The following is a 15,620-nucleotide window of genomic DNA, read 5'->3' on the forward strand; positions in this document are numbered from 1 at the left end:
GAAGTTGCATGTTCACTGCCGCACAGGCAGCTTAGAAATGCGTTCTCGTCGGTGAGTTCGCGCAGTGCTGGTTCACTGCCGCACAGGCAGCTTAGAAAACGCGATTGATAGCCATCGCCGCCGCTTTCGGGTTCACTGCCGCACAGGCAGCTTAGAAAGACGGCCAGACGCCACTGCGTGAGGCCGTATTGTTCACTGCCGCACAGGCAGCTTAGAAATTAACACTCTGGATCAGCTCACCGAACATGACGTTCACTGCCGCACAGGCAGCTTAGAAAATACACGGCGAGGACGTCAGTGAGCGCAGTGGGTTCACTGCCGCATAGGCAGCTTAGAAAAAAACGTGGCATTGCGTAGCAAATTCATCGCGGTTCACTGCCGCATAGGCAGCTTAGAAACTTCTCTTACGTTCGATACGCGTATCCAGCGTGTTCACTGCCGCATAGGCAGCTTAGAAATGAACATGGCGATCTTTGAGCTGCTTGGACTTGTTCACTGCCGCACAGGCAGCTTAGAAAACTGTGTGAACCTACTACTGTGCCCCGTGAGAGTTCACTGCCGCATAGGCAACGACGATGACACAAGCCCCAGCACTATGTTGGAGAGGGGACATAGCCAACGGGCGCGCAGTCCGCTTGGCTAATAGATGGTTGACATCATACTGGCGCTTGTCCGACCTACGTGAACTTTAACGTCGGTGGTGCCATTGGCGATGCTGCCTGTCTGGCTTTTTCATTAAAATGACTAGATTAATGACTCTCTGAGTCACTTAACTTTATGGTTATACATTAATCGTTGCGTTTATTTCTATTGAGTAATCAAAAACTAATTGATATCGAGACTTTTCCTGTCCAGCTTTTTTTAATTGATGGCGAGAATCTATTCTACGATCAAACGGTAGCGGCATTTTGGTTGATGTTGTCTGTTGTTGAGTGGCAGGAGTTGGGTATGAATATCAATAACACCATGAAGTTAGTGTTCTTTATTATTGGTGCAGGGATTGTTGTTAGTTTTATAACTATTATTCAACTCAACGGCCTGATGAATAAAGTCGATGAAATGGCTCAGGTGCGATATGAATCGTATCAAACTGCCGATGAATTAAGGCAAAGCTCTGATGATTTAACCCGTTTGGGTAGAACGTATGTGGTGACGGGAGATGAAAAGTACGAAAAGATGTACATGGATATCCTCGCTATTCGCAACGGAGAGAAACCTCGCCCTGAAGATTATCACACCATTTATTGGGATTTAGTATTAGATTATGGACAAAAGCCAAAACCTGATGGAGAGAAAATCGCGTTAAACCAGCGTATGCAGGCGCTTGGTTTTACGGAGAAAGAGTTTGATTTTCTTAAAAAAGCCCAGGCTAACTCTGATGGATTGGTGAATATGGAAGTGAAAGCCATGAATGCGGTCAAAGGGCTTTATCCGGACAGTAGCGGTAACTATACCGTCCGTGGCGAGCCAGATAGGCAAATGGCGATCGACTTGTTACACAGCCCACAATATCACCAAGAAAAAGCAAAGATCATGAAGCCTATCGAGCGTTTTTTTGTGGCATTGGAAACGCGAACCAATGCGCAATTTAATCAGGCGGCGGCTAGCGTGAAAAAAACCGTTCTCATTGGCAATATTTCGTTGGCCGTTGTGGTTGTGATTGCTGTACTGGGTTATGTGGTCACCAAGCGTAATGTTGTTAACCCCATTGATAGAATGGCATCTACCCTTAAAAGCGTTGATGACAACTCAGATCTAACGTTGCGTGTTGATGATAGTAAAAATAATGAAATTGGCACGATTGGTAGCACGGTAAATAAAGTTATCACTAGCTATTCGTCGACCATTGAAAAAATCAATACTGTTAACCATATGATTTCCCAGATCACAGATAGCTTGGTGAACATCACGGATAAAAACGCTAAGGTGTCGAGCCAGCAGAATCAGGAATTGGAAATGGCTGCGACCGCGATGGAAGAAATGACATCTGCATTATCAACGGTCGCGGAAAATACGTCGATGGCGGAAAAATATGCGGGCAATACCGAGCAAGAAACTGGTTCGAGTAAAGAGGTGTTTGACAAAACAATGCTAGAATTCGGTAGCTTGGAGACGGAGTTCAAGAAAACCTCGGAAGTCATTCAAGAATTGGCTGATGAATCGACCAATGTTGGTAATGTTTTGGACGTGATTAAAGACATCGCTGAGCAAACAAACTTGTTGGCCCTTAATGCGGCTATTGAGGCGGCACGTGCAGGTGACCAAGGCCGCGGCTTTGCGGTGGTGGCGGATGAAGTTAGATCACTCGCACAGCGCACGCAAAAGTCGGCTGGCGAAATAGAGGAAATGATCGGTGGTCTGCAAGGTAAAGCCGAGCAGTCGACACAAACTATTCGTATCAATGCTGAAAAGATCTCATCCACGCGTGAGAATATGACCACGGCGAACGACGCCTTGGGGACAATCAAAGAGTCGGCAATAGAAATACATCGCCTCAATACCTCGATTGCCTCAGCGACCGAAGAGCAGCTGTCTGTCAGTGACGAAATTTCTGGCAACTTATCGAATATAAAGAACTTGTCGAGTGACATGAATGAGGCGATTGAGCAATTAGGCCCGATTGTCTCTAACTTGAAAGAGAATGTTGACTCGCTCAGTGGCGCTATTCGACATATTCGCACGGAATAGCCGCACTTTGGGCTGCTTGCCTGGGTCAGGCAAGCAGCCATTCACCCCGAGGGAGTGGGTGTCTATTTAGAGCGCGCTCTCACGGTCATCTGATTTCTAAGCGGGCGCGAAACTAAACACTCGCGCGTCTTCTAAAGAGGCGATGCCCCATTGCATTGAACAATGCGCCAGAGACAATCAACCCGCCACCGATATATGTCCAGATCGAGGGCACTTCGTTAAATATCCATACCCCAATTAATGTCGAGAACACGATTTGAATATAGGCGTAGGCGGAGGCTTGTCCCGCTTGTTGGGTTTGCATCGCTTTAGTTAAGCCGTATTGGCCAACTTGGGTGAAGACGCCGACTAACACCAACAGCAAGGTCAGTGACAGGCTGGGCAGTACAAAAGACGGCCACATCAGCACGGTGGAAACCGGTAAGGCGATCATCGGGAAATACAAGATGATCACTGAGCTATCTTCGGTGCGACTGAGTTTGCGCACAATCACATAGGCAATCGAGCTGCCGAATGCGCCCATTAACGCCACTACTACGCTAAAGGTAGGAAGCGCATCGTCAATGGATGCATTGAGGTTAGGTTGCACCATGATATAGAGCCCGGTTAAACACAGAGCGATACACACTAACGTCGCCCCTTGTAAACGCTCTTTGAGCAGCACGAGCCCTAGGATGGCGGTAAATACTGGGTGGGTGTATTGCAACACGGTGGCTTCGGCGAGTGGCAGTGTCGTTACCGCATAATACACACACATTAATGCCATAGTTCCCAACACACCGCGCAATAAAAGTAGCGGTTTGTTGTTGCCCCAAGGCGATAGGCCTTTGCGTCTGACATCGGTGTAGCTAATGATTAGCGAGACCAAGGCTCGCGATGCCACAATCTCAAACACAGGGATGCCGTTGAGGCTCACGTATTTTACACAGGCCGACATGAGCGCGAACCCGAGTGCGGAGAGCAGCATATAGCGGATCCCTATCGGGATAGAAGACATAGAGAAGGCAGGCATAATTAAACGGGCTTAGAACAACAAGGCGGTTATGATAACGCGTCTCGGTACTTTTTGCTTGAGGCTTTGCTAAATAAACACGCGACCCTCAAGGCCGCGTGTGGAAAGCGAGTGTGAGGTTAGGGCCAAAGTTGGGTAAGGGAACTGAGCAACCCTTGGCTGGCACCTTGTTGACCAAGGTAATCAAGCACAACCGGCACAAATTGCTGCAAGGTTGCCGCATCAATCCCCAGCTTTTCAGCCACGCTATACAGGCTGCTGAGTGAGCTGATGTTATCACCGAGACCACTGTCACCGAGTAATGAAGACAGTGAACTTAAATCGGGACGGAGACTGGCAAGTTCTTGTTGGTTGTTACCGGTGAGGTTATTGGCTGCCATGGCTAACAACGCACTGGCGCCACCGGCGGCTTGCGTTGAGCTTACATCCACTTGGTCGGTAATTGACTGGACAAGGGGAGACTGACTGGCTTGGTCATCCGCGAATTGGGTCGCCATTTGCGTCATCACATCAGTGGTTTTATCGCCCTGGCCGAACAGTGCGTAGCTTGGGGTTGCGAAAAGAAGGCTTGAGAGGGTGAGAAGTGTCGCCGTGTATTTCATCATGATCATCCATTAAGCAAAAAAGAAAACCGTGATCTAGGTATAGCGAGGATTGCCGCTGAAAGAAAGCTTCTCAGCGGCAAAGCTTTATAGAGTCTCAGGATTAAGCCACGGCACGGACTTTGTCTAAGTGAGCGAGGTACTCATCGTAACTGCCGTTAAAGTGGATCAACTGTTGGTCTTTGATCTCAATAATGTCGGTCGCTAATGAGGAAACAAATTCACGGTCGTGGCTGACAAAAATTAAGGTGCCAGGGAATTGTTCTAGCCCTTTATTGAGTGACTCAATCGCTTCCATATCCATGTGGTTGGTCGGTTCGTCCATCACAATCACATTGATATCTTGCATCATCAGCTTGCCGAACATCAGGCGGTTTTTCTCGCCCCCTGAGCAGCTTTTGGCTTTTTTGTTCACATCATCCGCTGAGAACAGAAGACGACCCAAAATGCCACGAACAATCAAATCATCATGCTTGGCGGTGCGCCACTGAGACATCCACTCAAATACGGTGAGATCGTTATCAAACTCGGCACTGTTGTCTTGTGCACAGTAACCAATTGCGGCGTTTTCTGACCATTTGATCGTGCCTTCACTTTGCTCAAGCTCGCTTACTAAACAACGGAGCAGCGTCGTTTTACCCACACCGTTTTCGCCAATGATCGCCAGGCGCGATCCGGCTTCAAGCAAAAAGTGACCATTTTTAAATAAAGGTGCCTCGTCAAAGGTATGGCCAACTTCGCGTAATTCGACGGCTTGGCGATGCAGCTTTTTGCTTTCCGTAAATTGGATGTAAGGATGCACACGGCTAGATGCTTTGACTTCATCAAGTTGGATTTTTTCCATGCGTTTCGCACGAGAGCTGGCCTGTTTGGCTTTGGAGGCATTGGCCCCAAAACGGTTAACAAAGTCTTGCAGCTCACTGAGCTCGGCTTCTTTTTTGGCGTTACTCGACAGCAATTGCTCGCGAGCCAAGCTGGACGCCGCGACAAAGTCATCATAGTTGCCCGGATACACACGCAGCTCCCCAAAGTCGATGTCGGCCATGTGTGTGCACGTGGCGTTGAGGAAGTGGCGATCGTGCGAAATAATAATCATGGTGCACTGACGCTGTTGCAGCTCACCGGCCAACCAGTTGATGGTATGAATATCCAAGTTGTTGGTCGGCTCGTCCAACAGCAAAATATCAGGGTTCGCAAACAGGGCTTGGGCAAGCAGCACCCGTAATTTCCAGCCCGGCGCGACTTGCGACATCAGGCCAAAGTGCAGCTCTTCGGCAATACCCGCTTGTAGCAGAATATCGCCCGCGCGGCTCTCGGCGGTGTAACCGTCCATTTCGGCGAACTGGCTTTCTAGTTCAGCCACGGCCATGCCGTCTTCTTCGCTCATTTCTGGCAGAGAATAAATGCGCTCACGTTCTTGTTTGATTTCCCACAGTTTGCGATCGCCCATCATTACAGCATCAATCACTGAATATTGCTCGTAGGCAAATTGGTCTTGGCTGAGTTCACCCAAGGTTTGCCCAGGAGTAATAGACACATTGCCTGCGGTCGGAGTGAGCGCGCCACTCATGATTTTCATCAACGTGGATTTGCCACAGCCGTTGGCTCCGATCAATCCGTAGCGGTTACCGTTACCAAATTTGGCAGAGATGTTTTCGAATAGCGGCTCGGCACCAAACTGCATGGTGATATTGGCGATTGAAATCAAAAGACGTTCCTAGCGAATGTGCTCAACCAGGGCGCGTAGTCATGCCAACAAAGCAACTGACTCACGGCCAAGAGAAGAAAGTGTAAAGATAAATATGACTGAGCGGGCATTGTACAGAAGTGTGATGGAATTAACAGATTAACCTGAATAAACCAAGGCCAGCGATGCTGGCCTTGGGGATGCTGTGAGCTTACAAATACCGCCCTTGAATATACTCGCGAAAGTGGGCGGGGTTGAGGGTTTCGCCGGTGGCATCTTTGAGTAGGTTATCGGTTGAGGTGGTGCTGGCGCGTTGCCAGATATGTTGGGACAGCCAATCAAAAATCGGTGACAGGTTGCCGCTGGCGATAATGCCGTCCACATCCAGTTGCTGACGCATGGTTTGCATCAACTGCGCGGCATAGAGGGCACCCAAGGTATAGGTAGGGAAGTAGCCAAAGCTGCCATCAGTCCAGTGGATATCTTGCATGCAGCCGTTTTTAAAGTCGCCAGCAGTGCTCAGCCCAAGGTACTGCTGCATTTCAGTGTCCCAGCGCTCAGGGATATGGTCAACGTCCATTTTGCCACTGATAAGATCGCGCTCAATGTCGTAACGCAGCATAATGTGCGCGGGATAAGTGACTTCGTCGGCATCGACGCGGATATAGCCAGGTGATACCTGAGTGAGCACGCGGTGGAGGTTTTCGACCTGAAACGCGGGATCGTCTTGGCGGTTAAAGGCTTGTTTGGCTTGCTGACAGATTAATGTGGCGAAGGATGCACTACGAGCGAGTTGCATTTCAAAGAACAAGCTTTGGCTTTCATGCACCCCCATTGAGCGCGCCTGACCAACGGGTAAATCTGCAAGTGCTTCAGGCAGCCCCTGTTGATAGCGTGCATGGCCGGTTTCGTGGATCACGCCCATTAATGCCGAAGTAAAGTCTTGCTCATCATAGCGGGTGGTAATGCGCACATCAGTCGGCACGCCGCCACAAAATGGATGCGTGCTGATATCGAGCCGACCATGGGCAAAGCTAAACCCAAGCTGCTTCATGATTTGCTCGCCTAACGCCTTTTGTTGGGCTTGAGGGAAGGGGCCATTAGGCGTGATGATTGACTGCTTGGTTTGCTTATCGACCACCGCTTGAATGGTCTCCGGTAGCCATTGTTTTAATGCACCAAACACGTCATCGATACGCTCAGTAGTCATTCCCGGCTCATATAAATCAAGCAAGGCATCATACGGGCTACACAGTTTTTCGTCGGCGCGAATATGAGCTTCTTCGCGCGCGAGGGCGACCACTTCTTTTAAGTTTTTGGCGAAGCCTTGCCAGTCGTTTTCTTGGCGCTGCTGTCGCCAAGCATGCTCGCATTTGGCCCCCGCTAAGGATTTGGCTTTGACTAGGGTATCGGGTAACACGCTGGCCTTTCGCCACTCGCGCTTCATCTCTTCTAAACTGGCGTGTTGCGTCGTTGTCAGTGACGAGGACTTTGAGTCCACGTCCGCAAACCAATCACCCAGCTCAGGTTGGGTCAGTTGTTGGTGACAGTAAAGGGCGAGTTCTGCCATGGCATCGGCACGGGCGTTGTTGCCGCCATCCGGCATCATGGTGGCTTGATCCCAACCACAGATTGCGGCAAGGTGCTGAAAATGTGACAGGCGCTTAAAATGTGCTTCCAGCTTATCGAGTGGTTCCATTATCACTTCCTTGTTGACAACACTGCCGGATATTCTGGCAATTTGAGTGAGAAAAGCAAGGCAGCCCATTAGGTTCTGCTAACTAATGCAATGAAGGAGTATGCAACGTCATGTATCTATTTGGATACGGAAGTTTAATGAATCCGGCCTCACGGGCACTGACCGGCGAGTCAGGGTGGGCGTGTCCGGTCACCGTGACAGGGTTAAGCCGTCACTGGAGCAATGTCAGTGAGGCGTTTATTTCGCCTCTGGTGGTGCTAGAGGGCGAGGGAGAGTGCAATGGGGTGTTGGTGAGCATCAACCCAGAGTCACTGCCCGATTTTGATCGCCGTGAGGCGGGTTATCAGCGTTTACAGTTAGCCGAATCAAATATAGCTTTGCCTGAAGACGTTGCCCTTGATGGTCCCGTGTTCGTTTACGTCGCAGATAGACAACGTGCCCCTGATGTAGACAAACCCATTGCGCAATCTTATGTGGATACAGTCATGGCAGGATGTCTACGCTATTCAACGGACTTTGCTCGCGCCTTTTTAACCACCACTCAGGGGTGGGAAAGCGCCTATCACAATGACCGCTCAGCGCCAAGATATCCACGGGTGGCGGGCGTGAGTGATCAAGACAGAATCGAAATTGATCGTTTGATGCAAGCCCATTTGCAAGGCTTTGCCGCTCCCGCGGCTAATCAATGATTCATTGTGATGTCCCGTCCTAATATAGGTTGACAGTTTTTAGGCCAGCTCCAGTAGCTGGCCTTTTTTATTATGCACCTGATTGGGGGTTGCCATACTTAAACTTAGGTGCGGTCTCATTTCGTTGTATATCGCTATCGATTCTTTTACCAGTATTTTAAGCTCTGTCAGTGTCTTACACCGGTACAGTAAAAACTCATGCTTCAGTATGCCATTGACTCTTTCCGCTAACGCGTTTTGGTAGCAATCATAACCATCCGTCATCGACGGCTGGATTTGACTCTCCTGTAGCGCACTCTGATAAACGGCTGAGCAGTATTGCGAACCTCGGTCTGAGTGATGTACCGCATTGCCGATATAGCGCTTATCTTTGACGGCCATTTTCAGCGCTTTCACTACATTGTCGACTTTCATATCTTCGCTAACGTGATGACCCACTATCTTGCGTGAGTTGGCATCGGTCACCAGTGACAGATAGTGCACACCTTGGTCTGATTCAACATAAGTGATGTCGCTGACCAGTACATGCGCAGCATCATGCAGTCCGTCTTCTTTTAGCAGGTTAGGATGCTTCTTCATCCAGTGCTTACTACACGTAGTTTTTGTGTAGCTTTTCTTGGGTTTAACCAGTAAGCCTTCGCTTCTCAGATAGCTAAAAAACCCGTCTCGCCCTAGCTTAATTTCGTGTTCAACTAGCTTGGGCTTTACCAACGCGTAGAGCTTACGCGCCCCTAACCTCGGCATATACTTACGCCAGTATTGGACCCAGTCTCTGATGATTGATAGTTCAGCTCTTCGGCTTTCCATTCGAGCAACGGCTTGATAGACACCTTGCCGAGAAATGCCTGTGGCACGACATGCCGCCGCTAACTTTATTTTACTTTTGGCTTTGGCTTGCCAGATGTACCGGATAAGTACTTTTTTCTGAGGCCGGCTCCGTACTCATTGTCCATGATATCGACCATACCATTGAGGATTTGGTTACGCAGTTTCTCTTCGGCTAACTCACGCTCAAGGCGCTTGATAGTTTCGGATGGGGTTTCTTTTGAATGTGGCATAAGGGGATGCTGAAATGGCTTCGACCAATCGAGTCTACCATGTTTTCTGAGCCAGACGAGTACCGTTGAGCGGCCCTGAATGCCAAAACGGGCTTGAGCTTGTTTGTACGTCATTTCGCCTTTTTCAACACGCTCTACAACGCCTAATTTAAAGGCTAAGGTGTAATCACGTTGCGTGCGCTTACGGCTTGAATTACTTGATGTTGTCATAAAGAAGTCCTCTTTATGTCAACGTATTTCAGGACGGGACATGATTCATAGAAAAGGCCACCGTTTTACGGTGGCCTTTTGTGGTTTTAACCCATCGCGTCGATTTAGTTCACTTCCACGTACACGATTTCGGGCGAGGTTACCTCAACGCGGCGGTTTTGCGCGCGGCCTTGTATCGTCTCGTTACTAGCGATGGGTGATGATTCACCTTTACCCATAACGGTTAAACGCTCGGCATCGATACCCGCATCTAAGAAGACATCCGCGACCACTTGTGCGCGTTCCTCTGAGAGTGTTTGGTTGTAAGCCGCTGGGCCTTTGCTGTCGGTATGGCCAACAATCGTTGCTGTGGCTTCTTCATGGCGTAGTAAGCGATCAACCAAGGGCTGTAATGAGGCGACGGCTGGCTCGGACAGCGTGGCTTTGTCAAAACCAAACATTTCGGTTTCGCCGGCCTCTGACAGCACGATCGATTGTGGCTCAACCACGGGTTGTGGCTCTGGTGCCGGTTCTTCCATCATTGGCTCTTCAACCATCGGCTCTGACATCGGCTCGTTATCGGTGCGACCGAAGTGATACGTCATGCCGACGGTGACCAAATTGTTGTCGACACTTGAGAAGTAGCCATCATCCATGTCATTGATGTGCTGATATTCAAGACGAACATTGAGTTTTTCCGTCGCTTGGTGATCAACACCTAACGCCCCCATTAGCGATACATCGTCACGATCGCCGGCGTTGCTATTGAAGTCCCACATGGCACCGCCAAGCTTACCGTAAAGCGCCGTATCGGGTTTGAAGTGATAAGAAAACTTGGGCGCGAGTGTGAGTGCGGTCAGATCGCCAGAGGCACCGACAGTCGTGCCTGATTGATCAAACGCGGTATCAAAGCGGCCTAAGTAATCATAGGTGCCTTCGAGTGCAAACCAATCGTTGAAATCATAACCGGTGATAATACCGGCACCGAGTTCTGAGTCTCCGCAATTGGTGTCACTCACACAACTGTCTTCTAAAAATGAAGGGCCAATGCGGCCACCCATGTACAGGCCACTGTCTTGTTGTGCATAAGCGGTGGGTGCTACCGCCATTAATAAACCTAGGCTTGTCACGATCTTTTTCATGCCACTGTCTCCTCAGTAAGGATATGAAGAATCTTTTTTACGCATTTCATGCTTGTTATAGGCTCACATTAGTTCATGGCAACTGAACTGCCAGCGGACAGGGTCGTTCAGCCACTTATAACGTGACACAGATCCTAGGCTAGACGTCTGCGTAGTGTAACTCAACAGGGGAAAAGGGATTTAACCTTGATTTGACGCGGTTTGACACAAGTGTCTTATTACTGGGAAAGGGCTGACAAAGGCCGGACAAAATCCGGCCAATAATGCGCTGCTGTTAAGACTTGTAGGCGTCCGTAAGGCGCTTTTGTGGGCCTTGGCCACTCACGGGACGACTAACCGAGATTTCACGGCCCTTTTTCATCCCACGCTCGTAATCATCGGTCATGGCCGCCATTGCCTCTCTCAGTTGTTGCTTAAAGGTCTCGCGATCAATATTGGCGAACTCTTTATCAATATAGCTTTTGATTTTGTCATCGCTATCACGTGCATCGAGCTGTGGTAGCTTATCTAATGCGCCTTCAAGCCAGCCGGTGGTAAATGACTGTACGCGTCGCGTCACCTCTTGCGTACTGGTACCTGTGCCTGCAAAGCTATTGCGAAACTGGCCGATATGTTCATTCATATCACGATAGACCACATCGAAGGCAAAGGCGGCAAAGATGGCGCGGTCTGCATCACCAATAAACTCTGCCTGTTTTAGCCCCTTGTGATTGACGAGCACGCACTCCACCCCGAATCGGCTATTGATCCCGCGAATGATTTTTAAGATCGACTGGCCAATCGAAGCGGGCAGCAGCTTTTCTGAGCGCGTTTTGCCCATGCTGATGAAGTCAATGTCGTCTTGATCCAGACCATGCTTACGCATCAGTCGCTCGGCCATTTTTATCGCTTGCGCCGCTTCATTCACATTGGCGGAATTGCTGAGTTCAAGGCACTTAGCAATTTTTTTGAGCGCTTTGCTTTTCGGATCTGACATGCATACTTCCCGATAACGAACAAACTCACATTGTATCGCGTCCGCAAGATACAACAAAGGGTTGAAAGCATTGATGGCAAACAACGGTCTAGCTACAAAGGAATGATCGATGAGGTTAAGCGTGAATGAAGAGGGTGAGTATTGTGGGCATTGCTTTCGTGGTGTTGGCTGTGGTGGCGAATGCCGATATAGGGCGTCGTGTTATCAGCCAGCAAATTGACCCTGCGAGTTATATTGGGTTGTGGTTGCTGTCTGCCGCTATAATTGCATGGTTCATTTATGATGTACGTCGGGGAGAACACACAAGAAACTCTGTTGTGGGGAGGCAAGCTGAGCCAATGATCACGTGGCGATTAGCTGGGTTGGCTTTTTTAACCATAGCAAGTGCCGTTTTTGCCTCTCGGTTGCTTGACATAGGCACGTTAGCCCTAGTGATGATTGCGGGTGTACAAGGTGTTTTAGGTCTGATCGCGGCGCCATATCGTCAAATCTGGCAGTGGGCTGGAGTAATGATGATCTTCGCTGGTATTGGTTATTTATTGGCTCCAGGTATGTACGCGCCTAACACTGTCGGTGTTTTACTGGGGGTGATCAGCGCGAGTGCATGGGCAACTTATTGGCATCAGTTACAACAAGATGCTTCGTACGCGGGGTTTTTGTTTATGTCCAGTTTGCGATTAAGCCTTTTATTGGTGATGCCGTTGCTGATTTTTACCTTGCCCGGTTTACATATATCAGTATGGGGGGGCGGGTTAGCGATGCTCGCCGGTAGTCTATTTGTGGTGGGGAGTGTTGTGTTTTGGCGCGAAGTGCCCCGGTTATATCACCTGCTATGGCAAAAAATGGTATGGGTTGTGATTTTAGTTGTCCTCATTGGCTGGGTCGCCTGGGATCAAAGCAGCATGATGAATATGCGCTTAACCAGTGCAGCGGTGGTCGTGATAGTGGGTGTGTTGGTGATTGGGGGCGCAAACGGGTCAAGCTCGCCGGGATCATCGGGCTAAGGTATTAAGGCTGTTTATCTATACAGTAGTTAGTGGAGTTTGTTACACTGACACAATGATACACTGCCTCAAATGTCGATAACGCCTGTGAGTTTGTCTACGGCTCCCTATATGCAGCAAGGGTTTGTGATCACGCGCCAGCAGCGTGATCGCAGCCATGGCTCTACCATTATTTTATGGCTTTCAACCCCAGATGGCCCTGTCAAACTTTGTATCGACGATCAGCAAAGTGTGTTCTTTGTTCCCTTGGAAGAAAAAGCCCGCGTGGATACCTTATTACCCACGGTGGATCCTCTCGCGCACTGCAAAGCGGTGTCGCTCTCTACCTTTCAGCACACGCCCATGGCGGCTTGCTATTTTAGCAGTGTGAAACGCGCGCAAGAAGGACAGAGGGTGATAAGCGGGGCTGCCATCCCTTTGTATGAAGGAGATATTCGCCTTGCCGACCGTTATTTAATGGAACGGTACATTTGTGGCAGCTTGTTGTTCACCGGTCAAGCACGTCAACGCCAAGGCTACCTAGAAGTAACACAAGGCAAAGCCAAACAAGCCGATTACACCCCGGCATTACACCATGTCTCTTTGGATATTGAATGCTCACAAAAAGGGCAGCTTTATTCGGTGGGGCTAGACAGTGAAAAAGACAGCCGCGTGATCATGGTGGGCGCGCCTCAAGATAACGCGCCTGATTGGATAGAATGGGTCAACGACGAGGCGGCGTTGTTGGGGGCGTTAGAAAGATGGTTCGCCTATTACGATCCTGATGTTGTGGTGGGTTGGAATGTGATTGATTTTGACTTTCGCTTGTTGGTGAAACGCGCACAAATCTATCAACGCGATCTTCGCCTTGGCCGTGGCGGTGAGCGCGCTTTTTGGCGTGAAGGAGGGAGTAATAAACCAGGATTTATCAGTTTGTCTGGGCGTGTAGTGATTGATGGTATCGAGGCGCTAAAAACAGCGACCTACGGTTTTCGCTCATGGGCTTTAGAGGCGGTCGCACAAACGTTATTGGGAGAGGGAAAAGCGATTGATAACCCTCATGATCGTATGGCCTCCATCAATCGGATGTTTCATCATGACAAAGTCGCACTGGCCACCTACAACTTACAAGACTGCGTTTTGGTAAACCGTATATTTGATCACACTCACTTACTCGATTTTCTTATTGAACGCTCGCGGTTAACCGGGGTAGAGCTTGACCGTATCGGGGGCTCGGTGGCGGCCTTTACCAACTTATTTTTACCGCGCTTGCATCGTTCGGGGTATGTGGCGCCTAATCTTGCCAGTGAAGGGTGGATCGCAAGCCCCGGCGGTTATGTGATGGACTCAAAGCCTGGGTTGTACCACTCGGTGTTGGTCTTGGACTTCAAATCACTGTATCCCTCTATTATCCGCACCTTCCTTATCGATCCCTTGGGGCTTATTGAGGGGCTTAAAGCACAAGAAGCCGGTGAAGAGGCCAAGACGGTACCTGGCTTTCGCGGTGGTGTCTTTCATCGTGAAAAACATTATCTTCCCGCCTTGATTGACGATTTATGGCAAGCGCGTGATCGAGCAAAAAAAGCCGGAGAAAAAGCCTTTTCACAAGCGATAAAAATCATTATGAATTCCTTTTATGGGGTGCTGGGCTCACAAGGGTGTCGGTTTTTTGATCATCGTTTGGCATCGTCGATTACCATGCGTGGCCATGAAATCATGAAAACCACCCGTGAATTGATTGAGGGGCAAGGCTTTGAGGTCATATATGGCGATACGGACTCGACGTTTGTGTCCTTGGGCGGTGAGCAATCGAGCGAACAAGCGGACCGTATTGGGCAGCAGTTAGTGAGTGAAATCAATCGCTGGTGGCAAAGCCATTTACGCGACACATATGGGTTAGACTCGGCATTAGAAATTGAATACGAAACCCATTATCAACGCTTTCTCATGCCCACCATTCGGGGTCAAGAAACGGGCAGTAAAAAGCGTTACGCCGGCCGCGTAGTAGACAGACAGTCTGGCGAATCAACGCTGGTGTTTAAAGGGTTAGAAACCGTTCGTACTGACTGGACCCCGTTGGCACAAACCTTTCAAAAACAGCTATACCAACGCGTATTTGATGGGGACGAGGTAGATGAATTTATTCGCGAAATGGTAGAAAGCACCAATCAAGGTGAGCGTGACGATGCATTGGTTTATCGCAAACGGCTTCGCCGTCCATTGATGGAGTATCAAAAAAATGTGCCGCCACACGTTCGCGCGGCGCGATTAGCAGAAAGTGAAAACCATAAACTGGGGCGCCCCGAGCAGTATCAACGCGGTGGCTGGATAGAGTATGTGATCACGGTGAATGGCCCAGAGCCCTGCGATTATCTGCGCAGTCCGATTGATTATCAGCATTATGTTGATAAACAACTTAAACCGATTGCTGACGGTATTTTGCCTTTTATCGGCAAAGAGTTTGATACCTTAGCGTTGCCGCAATTAGGGTTGTTTTAAGCTAAACTTGCAATTCTGTTAACCACCCGCTTGAATAAAAGGATCAGCAGGGAGGGTGACGTGGAACAGCTCGATTTTTTCGAGGTGCCTAATCCGTGTAAAGGCATCTGTCAGGTCAACAATAAAGGCTACTGCAAAGGGTGCTTTCGCAGCCGCGATGAGCGTGTTCACTGGTATGCGTTCACTAACGAGCAAAAACGTAATGTCGTACGCCTTTGTCATCAACGTTACTTGCGTATTTCGCGCGCAAAAAGAAAACAAGCGCAAGAAGCCGCCCTGGATGCTACCCCTCTGCCTTACCAACCCTCTCTGTTTGATGACCCAAACGACGACCCTTCGTCTTAGTTATTCACGTTTCCTCTTCCTTGGTTGAATCGCTCTTTCGCTGGCGTGTTG

General features: G+C 49.3%; 12 protein-coding genes and 1 CRISPR repeat array (1 of these 13 cut by a window edge). Of the genes, 5 read left to right on the top strand and 7 right to left on the bottom strand.

The window, feature by feature from the left end; all coding sequences use genetic code 11:
• Positions 1-578: direct repeats of the CRISPR family, unit length 28 nt; unit sequence GTTCACTGCCGCACAGGCAGCTTAGAAA (it extends 1,312 nt beyond the left edge of the window).
• A 370-nt stretch (positions 579-948) separates the two neighbouring features.
• Entirely contained in the window at positions 949-2,688 is a 1,740-nt protein-coding gene (locus BUQ98_RS04115; RefSeq protein ID WP_074213577.1) for a methyl-accepting chemotaxis protein, read from the top strand.
• Positions 2,689-2,800: 112 nt separating this feature from the next.
• On the opposite strand, the gene BUQ98_RS04120 is transcribed toward BUQ98_RS04115, so the two are convergent.
• From BUQ98_RS04120 to BUQ98_RS04135, 4 genes are all read right to left on the bottom strand, one after another.
• On the bottom strand, positions 2,801-3,700 hold the full coding sequence (locus BUQ98_RS04120) for a DMT family transporter (RefSeq protein WP_074212621.1): 900 nt from the start codon (positions 3,698-3,700) through the stop codon (positions 2,801-2,803).
• Between the two features lie 119 nt (positions 3,701-3,819).
• The gene (locus BUQ98_RS04125; protein WP_254813872.1) at positions 3,820-4,305 is read right to left on the bottom strand and encodes a DUF2780 domain-containing protein; all 486 of its coding nucleotides are present in this window, start codon (positions 4,303-4,305) and stop codon (positions 3,820-3,822) included.
• A 100-nt stretch (positions 4,306-4,405) separates the two neighbouring features.
• Positions 4,406-6,010, bottom strand: coding sequence for an ABC-F family ATPase (locus BUQ98_RS04130; protein ID WP_074212623.1), 1,605 nt, complete (start codon positions 6,008-6,010; stop codon positions 4,406-4,408).
• 190 nt (positions 6,011-6,200) lie between these two features.
• Complete coding sequence (locus BUQ98_RS04135) at positions 6,201-7,688, bottom strand: carboxypeptidase M32 (RefSeq protein ID WP_074212624.1); 1,488 nt, start codon at positions 7,686-7,688, stop codon at positions 6,201-6,203.
• A 110-nt stretch (positions 7,689-7,798) separates the two neighbouring features.
• On the opposite strand from BUQ98_RS04135, the gene BUQ98_RS04140 reads away from it, so the two are divergent.
• Positions 7,799-8,377, top strand: a complete 579-nt coding sequence (locus tag BUQ98_RS04140; RefSeq protein WP_074212625.1) for a gamma-glutamylcyclotransferase family protein — start codon at positions 7,799-7,801, stop codon at positions 8,375-8,377.
• A gap of 39 nt (positions 8,378-8,416) precedes the next feature.
• Here BUQ98_RS04140 and BUQ98_RS16760 read toward each other — a convergent pair.
• The 3 genes from BUQ98_RS16760 to BUQ98_RS04160 form a co-directional block, all read right to left on the bottom strand.
• A protein-coding gene (locus BUQ98_RS16760) for an IS3 family transposase (protein WP_139294610.1) occupies positions 8,417-9,645 on the bottom strand; the annotation gives its coding sequence in 2 pieces (ribosomal slippage) (positions 8,417-9,294 and positions 9,294-9,645; 1,230 coding nt in all).
• A gap of 104 nt (positions 9,646-9,749) precedes the next feature.
• Entirely contained in the window at positions 9,750-10,766 is a 1,017-nt protein-coding gene (locus tag BUQ98_RS04155) for an outer membrane beta-barrel protein (protein ID WP_074212626.1), read from the bottom strand.
• 274 nt (positions 10,767-11,040) lie between these two features.
• Positions 11,041-11,742, bottom strand: a complete 702-nt coding sequence (locus tag BUQ98_RS04160) for a DUF2786 domain-containing protein (protein ID WP_074212627.1) — start codon at positions 11,740-11,742, stop codon at positions 11,041-11,043.
• Positions 11,743-11,867: 125 nt separating this feature from the next.
• Between BUQ98_RS04160 and BUQ98_RS04165 the strand changes: the two genes are divergently transcribed.
• The 3 genes from BUQ98_RS04165 to BUQ98_RS04175 all read left to right on the top strand — a co-directional run bounded on the left by BUQ98_RS04165 (position 11,868) and on the right by BUQ98_RS04175 (position 15,569).
• Positions 11,868-12,746 carry a hypothetical protein gene (locus BUQ98_RS04165; protein WP_139294632.1) on the top strand — a complete coding sequence of 293 codons (879 nt, stop codon included), beginning with the start codon at positions 11,868-11,870 and terminating at the stop codon, positions 12,744-12,746.
• Positions 12,747-12,857: 111 nt separating this feature from the next.
• Positions 12,858-15,224 (top strand): DNA polymerase II, encoded by a 2,367-nt coding sequence (locus BUQ98_RS04170; protein ID WP_074212629.1) that lies wholly within the window; start codon positions 12,858-12,860, stop codon positions 15,222-15,224.
• A 60-nt stretch (positions 15,225-15,284) separates the two neighbouring features.
• Entirely contained in the window at positions 15,285-15,569 is a 285-nt protein-coding gene (locus BUQ98_RS04175; protein ID WP_074212630.1) for a DUF1289 domain-containing protein, read from the top strand.
• The last annotated feature ends 51 nt before the right edge of the window (positions 15,570-15,620 follow it).

Origin of the sequence: Salinivibrio sp. ES.052, assembly GCF_900141775.1 — a bacterium.
Lineage (GTDB): Bacteria > Pseudomonadota > Gammaproteobacteria > Enterobacterales > Vibrionaceae > Salinivibrio.

Coding starts and splice junctions, on each gene's coding strand:
- BUQ98_RS04170 (WP_074212629.1), top strand. CDS start 12,858: ATGCAGCAAGGGTTTGTGATCACGCGCCAGCAGCGTGATCGCAGCCAT.
- BUQ98_RS04120 (WP_074212621.1), bottom strand. CDS start 3,700: ATGCCTGCCTTCTCTATGTCTTCTATCCCGATAGGGATCCGCTATATG.
- BUQ98_RS04135 (WP_074212624.1), bottom strand. CDS start 7,688: ATGGAACCACTCGATAAGCTGGAAGCACATTTTAAGCGCCTGTCACAT.
- BUQ98_RS04125 (WP_254813872.1), bottom strand. CDS start 4,305: ATGATGAAATACACGGCGACACTTCTCACCCTCTCAAGCCTTCTTTTC.
- BUQ98_RS04165 (WP_139294632.1), top strand. CDS start 11,868: ATGAAGAGGGTGAGTATTGTGGGCATTGCTTTCGTGGTGTTGGCTGTG.
- BUQ98_RS04115 (WP_074213577.1), top strand. CDS start 949: ATGAATATCAATAACACCATGAAGTTAGTGTTCTTTATTATTGGTGCA.
- BUQ98_RS04160 (WP_074212627.1), bottom strand. CDS start 11,742: ATGTCAGATCCGAAAAGCAAAGCGCTCAAAAAAATTGCTAAGTGCCTT.
- BUQ98_RS04155 (WP_074212626.1), bottom strand. CDS start 10,766: ATGAAAAAGATCGTGACAAGCCTAGGTTTATTAATGGCGGTAGCACCC.
- BUQ98_RS04140 (WP_074212625.1), top strand. CDS start 7,799: ATGTATCTATTTGGATACGGAAGTTTAATGAATCCGGCCTCACGGGCA.